The sequence below is a fragment of the Natronospira sp. genome, assembly GCF_007134575.1.
Taxonomy (GTDB): Bacteria; Pseudomonadota; Gammaproteobacteria; order Natronospirales; family Natronospiraceae; genus Natronospira; species Natronospira elongata.
The window spans coordinates 1-5,670 of sequence record NZ_SLKM01000067.1 but is presented as its reverse complement, the minus strand read 5'-3'; the positions used below and the strand labels follow the sequence as shown (position 1 = coordinate 5,670).

5 protein-coding genes and 1 pseudogene are annotated in these 5,670 nt (G+C 64.8%); 2 read left to right on the top strand and 4 right to left on the bottom strand.

The features are described 5' to 3' along the window. The 4 genes from mutL to ACJWXQ_RS02725 form a co-directional block, all read right to left on the bottom strand. Nucleotides 1–848, bottom strand: an 848-nt coding sequence (gene mutL / locus ACJWXQ_RS02740; RefSeq protein ID WP_406672089.1) for a DNA mismatch repair endonuclease MutL, incomplete at its 3' end; no start/stop codon positions are given. Nucleotides 849–895: 47 nt separating this feature from the next. After that, complete coding sequence (locus ACJWXQ_RS02735; RefSeq protein ID WP_346052402.1) at nucleotides 896–2,212, bottom strand: N-acetylmuramoyl-L-alanine amidase; 1,317 nt, start codon at nucleotides 2,210–2,212, stop codon at nucleotides 896–898. Nucleotides 2,213–2,340: 128 nt separating this feature from the next. Next, a complete protein-coding gene (gene tsaE, locus ACJWXQ_RS02730) occupies nucleotides 2,341–2,850 on the bottom strand; it encodes a tRNA (adenosine(37)-N6)-threonylcarbamoyltransferase complex ATPase subunit type 1 TsaE (RefSeq protein WP_346052403.1) in 510 nt (169 codons plus the stop codon). Then, a complete protein-coding gene (locus ACJWXQ_RS02725) occupies nucleotides 2,847–4,352 on the bottom strand; it encodes an NAD(P)H-hydrate dehydratase (protein ID WP_346052404.1) in 1,506 nt (501 codons plus the stop codon). The genes tsaE and ACJWXQ_RS02725 overlap by 4 nt, the downstream gene beginning before the upstream one ends. 37 nt (nucleotides 4,353–4,389) lie before the next feature. On the opposite strand from ACJWXQ_RS02725, the gene queG reads away from it, so the two are divergent. Then, on the top strand, nucleotides 4,390–5,469 hold the full coding sequence (gene queG / locus ACJWXQ_RS02720; RefSeq protein WP_346052405.1) for a tRNA epoxyqueuosine(34) reductase QueG: 1,080 nt from the start codon (nucleotides 4,390–4,392) through the stop codon (nucleotides 5,467–5,469). Nucleotides 5,470–5,483: 14 nt separating this feature from the next. After that, nucleotides 5,484–5,670: pseudogene (locus tag ACJWXQ_RS02715) on the top strand (hypothetical protein); the annotation flags it as partial.

The following is a 5,670-nucleotide window of genomic DNA, read 5'->3' as shown; positions in this document are numbered from 1 at the left end:
TGAGCCACCAGGCGATCGCGGACCATGCGGCCGTTGACGAAAAAATGCTGCAGATCGGGCTGGCTGCGGGAAAAGCTGGGGCGTGCCACCCAGCCATGCAAACGCAGGCCAGCGCCCGAATGTTCGATATGCAAGGATTCTTCCAGAAAGGCCTGGCCACAGAGGGCCGCCACGCGGCGTTCCCGGACAGCCTGATCCTCCCCCGCCGGCAGGGTGAAAACCGGCTTGCCATTATGTAACAGTCGGATCTCGACATGATCACGGCTCAGTCCCACCCGGCGGACCACCGTTTCCAGATGACCAAACTCCGTCCTTTCGGTACGCAGGAACTTACGCCGCCCCGGGGTATTGAAAAAGAGGTCCCGCATTTCGACGGTGGTCCCTTCCGGATGGGCCGTGGGCTGCGGCCCTTCGAACCCTCCCTGGCCATCACCCAGCAGTTCATGGCCCTGTTCCTCACCGCGAGTCCGAGAGCGAAGCTTGAGCCGCGCCACTGAAGCGATACTGGCCAGAGCCTCGCCCCGAAAGCCCAGCGTCACCACTCGCTCCAGGTCTGCCATGTCCACCAGTTTGCTGGTGGCATGACTGCTCACGGCCAGGGGTAAATCGGCGGCGGCAATGCCGTCACCGTCATCGCGGACCCGAATCAGGCGCACACCGCCCTGCTCCACCTCGATCGTGATCCGCCGGGCACCGGCATCCAGACTGTTTTCCAGCAGCTCCTTGACCACCGAGGCGGGACGCTCCACCACCTCGCCGGCGGCAATCTGATTCACCAGCTGGGGTGGCAGGGCACGAATGGGGCGACGGGCCGTGCGGTTAGGGGCGGTGTCCTTGCTGGCGCTCATGAGAATCCCGGTACAAAGCCAAAACGGCATTGTACCGGGAGGAGGCTTCAGCTCGAAGTGGGGATGCGCAGGACCTGGCCGACCCGGATCCGGTCGCCGTTGAGGTCATTGGCCTGACGCAGCTGGTTGACGCTGACGTCGTACTTGCGGGCGATGGCGGAAAGGGTTTCACCCCGGCTGATGCGGTGCTCACGCCCCGGGCTGTCCCCATTGCGGACCATCTGCGCGATTCGGGTGCCGGGCACCGGGTTTTCCCAGAAGTAATCACGGATGCCATCAAGAATGTACCGGGCGAGATTTTCCTGGTATTCACGCTGATTGAGCAGCCGCTCTTCCTGGGGGTTGGAGATGAAGGCACTCTCCACCAGGATGGAGGGCATGTCGGGGGCGCGAAGCACGGCAAAACCGGCCTGCATGACTTCGCGCTTGTGCAGACGGATATTGCCCCCCATCTGCTGGATCAGGCGGTCACCGAGGTCGAGACTGGCGCTGATGGAGGCCGACTGGGACAAGTCCATGAGCACCGAAGCCACGGTATCGTCCTTGTCGGACAGCTTGACCCCGCCGATCAGATCGGCCGAGTTCTCGCGGTCGGCCAGCCACTGGGCGGCTTCGTGGCTGGCGCCACGCTGGGAAAGGGTATAGACCGAGGCCCCGCGGGCACGGGGGTCCTTGAAGGCATCGGCATGAATGGAAATGAACAGGTCGGCCTCGGCATCACGGGCACGCTGGACGCGGTCGCGCAGGGACACAAAGTAATCCCCGGTCCGGATCATGAAGGGTTCCATGCCCGGCTCGGCGTCCAGCAAACGCTCCAGGCGCCGCGCAATCTGCATGACCACATCTTTCTCGCGTGTGCCACTGGGGCCGATGGCACCCGGGTCCTCGCCGCCGTGACCGGCGTCAATGGCAATGACCACCGGACGGCTCTCGCCATTGGGCAATTCGCGCACCGTATCCCGCGCCCGTTCGCGGCTGTTCTTGCGATCCAGGTCCACCACCAGGCGATGACCATATTGCTCATTGGGCTCAACCAGGAAGCTGCGCGGGCGCGCCTCCTCGGCGAGATCCAGCACTACCCGCAACTGACCGTTTTCCCGCTTGCCACTGCGAATGCCGGCAACGACCCCATCCCCGGCGGGGGAAAAACCGTCCGAAAGACGGGCATTGCTAAGATCGATAACAATCCGGTCCGGCTCGGAGAGGGAGAACAGACGATGGTCCGCAGGCCCGGACAGATCGAAGACGACACGGGTTCTCTCCGGCGAATCCCACAGGCGCACACCCTCCACCTCGGTTGCATGGGCAGCCGGGAAGGCAGTCAGCAACATGAGCAGGGACAGCAGGGCGCGGCAGCTTCGCATTGTCGGGATACTCCCTTGTCCGACTCGGGCCCGGTCTCCGTCGAAACCGATGCGTCTGCCCCAATCTATACAACAGGACGGGCAAAAATCAAGTTTTTTCAGTAAAAATAGCTATCTAGAAAGAATTCTTATTGCGGCTTATCAAGGGCAATATCGGCCTCGTCCCGAAGCCGCGACGGCAGGCCTGCAAGCAGGGACGCGCCCCTCGGGCCGAGGGCCTTCAGCGTCGCCAGTCGCCCGGCTTGCGCATGCTCGAGCGCAATCTCACAGTCCGCCTCCGGCAGCAGGCCCCGTCCCCGCTCCGGCCACTCCACCAGCAAGACCAGGTCACTGGCATCCATGTCACGAATGCCAATGAACTCCAGCTCTTCCGGGTCGGCAAGCCGATAGAGATCCATGTGCCAGACCCGGCGACCGGCGGGCTCGTAGGGCTCCATCAGTGTGTAGGTGGGGCTGCGGACCGGGCCGCTCTCACCGAGGGCACGCAGGAAGGCGCGGCACAGACTGGTCTTGCCAGCGCCCAACTGGCCGGACAGGTAGATCACCAGGCCCTCCCCGGGCGGCAAGAGCTCGGCCAGTGCGGCCCCCAGGGCCTGGGTACCCTCCTCCCTGGGCAGGTGAAGCTCCAGCTCACTCATCGGCGCTCTCCAGCGGGATTAACCAGACGCTGTACCGCCGGCAACAGGTCCGGGGCCTGCAAGCCGCGCTGCCCCTGCTCCCGGGCGGCCAGATCGCCGGCAGTGGCATGCAGCCAGGTGGCGACCCAGGCCGCCTCGCCTTCCGGCAGACCCTGGGCCCGCAGCCCTCCCGCGATTCCCGCCAGGATGTCACCCATCCCGGCCACCGCCATACCCGCATTGCCGGCATCACAGACATGGGTCACCCCCTGTGGCTCGGCGATCAGACTGCCGGCGCCCTTGAGTACCACCGTGGCCTGGTAGCGCTCGGCCAGGGCGGTGACGGCAGCGAATCGGTCGGCTTCCAGTTCGGCAGGGGACTGTGACAACAGCCGTCCAGCCTCTCCCGGATGCGGTGTCAGTATGCTGCCGGCTGGAGGCCGGCGCCCGTCGCGGGCCAGCAGATTGAGTCCATCGGCATCCAGCACCAGCGGGCGCCCCGAATCCAGTGCCAGCCGCCAGAGACGCCGGCCCCAGGCCCCCTGTCCAAGACCCGGCCCGACCACCAGGACATCGGCCGTGGCCAGGGTTGCCCGAGCCTGGGCGGGACGACGAATTCCCTGAACCAGCAGACTGGGAGCGCGAGCCAGAGCCGCGCTCACGTGTTCAGTGCGGGTCAGCAGACTCACCCGGCCCGCACCGGCGCGGAGGGCGGCCTCGGCGGCCATGATGCCCGCACCGCCCATGCCATGATCGCCGCCGAGCACGACCACATGGCCGTGCCGACCCTTGTGAGCAACCGGCGAGCGTGGTCTCAGGCAGGCTGCCACCGCCTGGCGCTCGATCAGGAATGCCGTCGGCGTCATGCCCTGGTACACGGCATCGGGAATATCCAGGCGTTCAAAATGCACCCGACCACACACGGCCCGGGCCTGCCCGGTATGGAGGCCACGCTTGCGGCCCACAAATGTGGAGGTATGGGAAGCGCGAACGACATCCCCCAGCAACTGCCCGGTATCCGCATCCAGGCCAGTGGGACAGTCCACGGCAAAGACCGGCGCCGGATGGGCATTGGCCAAATTCACCAGTGTCGCGATCTGCCCCTCGGGAGGACGCGCCAACCCGGTGCCGAGCAGGGCATCCACGATCAGGCCGGTATCCCCCGGGAGCTGCTCCTGAAAGTTGCTGATCTCACCGCCCGCCCGCAGCCAGTCATCCCGGGCCCGAGCCGCGTCACCGCCGAGGCGGTCGGAATCCACTGCCGAGACCAGGGTCACCGGCAGTTCTGCTTCAAGGGCGAGCCGGGCAATCACGTAACCATCGCCACCGTTATTGCCGGGGCCGGTGAGCACCAACAGACGACCACTGCCGCCGGGCCAGAAGAAGCGCAGACGCCGAAAGGCTGCCTCACCGGCTCGGCACATGAGTGGATAGCCGCCGATACCGGCATCCTCGATCGCCCGACGATCCAGCTCACGGACCTGGGCGGCGGTATAGAGTGCTTGTTCGGGAATCCTTGTCATAGGCCAAGAGTATAAAGGACTGTGCGAAAATAACCGTGTGAGTGACAACGCCGACATTGACTACGCCGAACTGGCCAACCGCATCCGGGGCTGGGCGCTGGCCCTGGGTTTTCAGGCCACCGGCATCAGCGATGCCGACCTGGGCCAACACGAGGCCCGGCTTGAGGCCTGGCTGGGAGAAAACCGCCACGGCAGCATGGAATGGATGGCGCGGCATGGTCGCAAACGCAGCCGCCCCGGCGAGCTGCTGCCAGGAACCCGGCGGATCATTTCCGTGCGCATGGATTATTTGCCCGAGCCCGCCGCCGATAGCTGGTCGGTCATGGCCGATGGCAGGCTTGGATTTGTTTCACGTTATGCCCTCGGTCGCGATTATCACAAGCTGCTGCGCAAACGCCTGCAACAGTTGGCGGATCGAATTCGCAAGGCCATCGGGGATTTCGGCTACCGGGCTTTTGTCGATAGCGCACCGGTGATGGAGAAACCCCTGGCCGCGCAAGCCGGGCTTGGCTGGCAGGGCAAGCACACCAACCTCCTCCACCAGAAGACGGGGTCCTGGTTCTTCCTTGGGGAACTGTTCACCGACCTGCCCCTGCCCGTGGACGAAGCAGGGCAAGACCACTGCGGCAGCTGCCGACGCTGCATTGACGCCTGCCCCACTGGCGCCATTACCGGACCTTATCGCCTGGATGCCCGCAAGTGCATCAGCTACCTGACCATCGAGCATGATGGCCCCATCCCCGAACGCTATCGACGGGCCATGGGCAATCGCATCTACGGCTGTGACGACTGCCAACTGGTCTGCCCCTGGAACAAGTTCGCACGCCCCAGCGAACAGACCGATTTTCATCCCCGTCACGGCCTGGACCAGGCTGAACTGATCGAACTGTTCGCCTGGAGCGAGGCGGACTTCCTTGACCGGATGGCGGGTTCCGCCATCCGCCGAATCGGTCACGAACGGTGGCTGCGTAACCTGGCCGTGGCTTTGGGTAATGCGCCGAAAAGCTCCGCAGCGGTGACCGCACTCAAGGCGCGTCAGGATCATCCCTCCGCCCTGGTGCGAGAGCATGTAAACTGGGCCCTGGCACACCAATCCGGCAAAGCCCGTCATCAATAAGGGGATAACTCGACGTGTACAGACAGCTAATCCTGGCCCTGATCGCGGTGCTCACACTGGCTGGCTGCGGCAGCACCCAGTCAATACCGGAACGCGGCGATAGCGCTCGCAGTGGCGTGTTCTCCAGTCGCATCACCACCACCGAACCCCAGCTTCAGTGGCAACAGAGCCTGGACAGCGAGGTCCGGGGGGGGCTGGCCT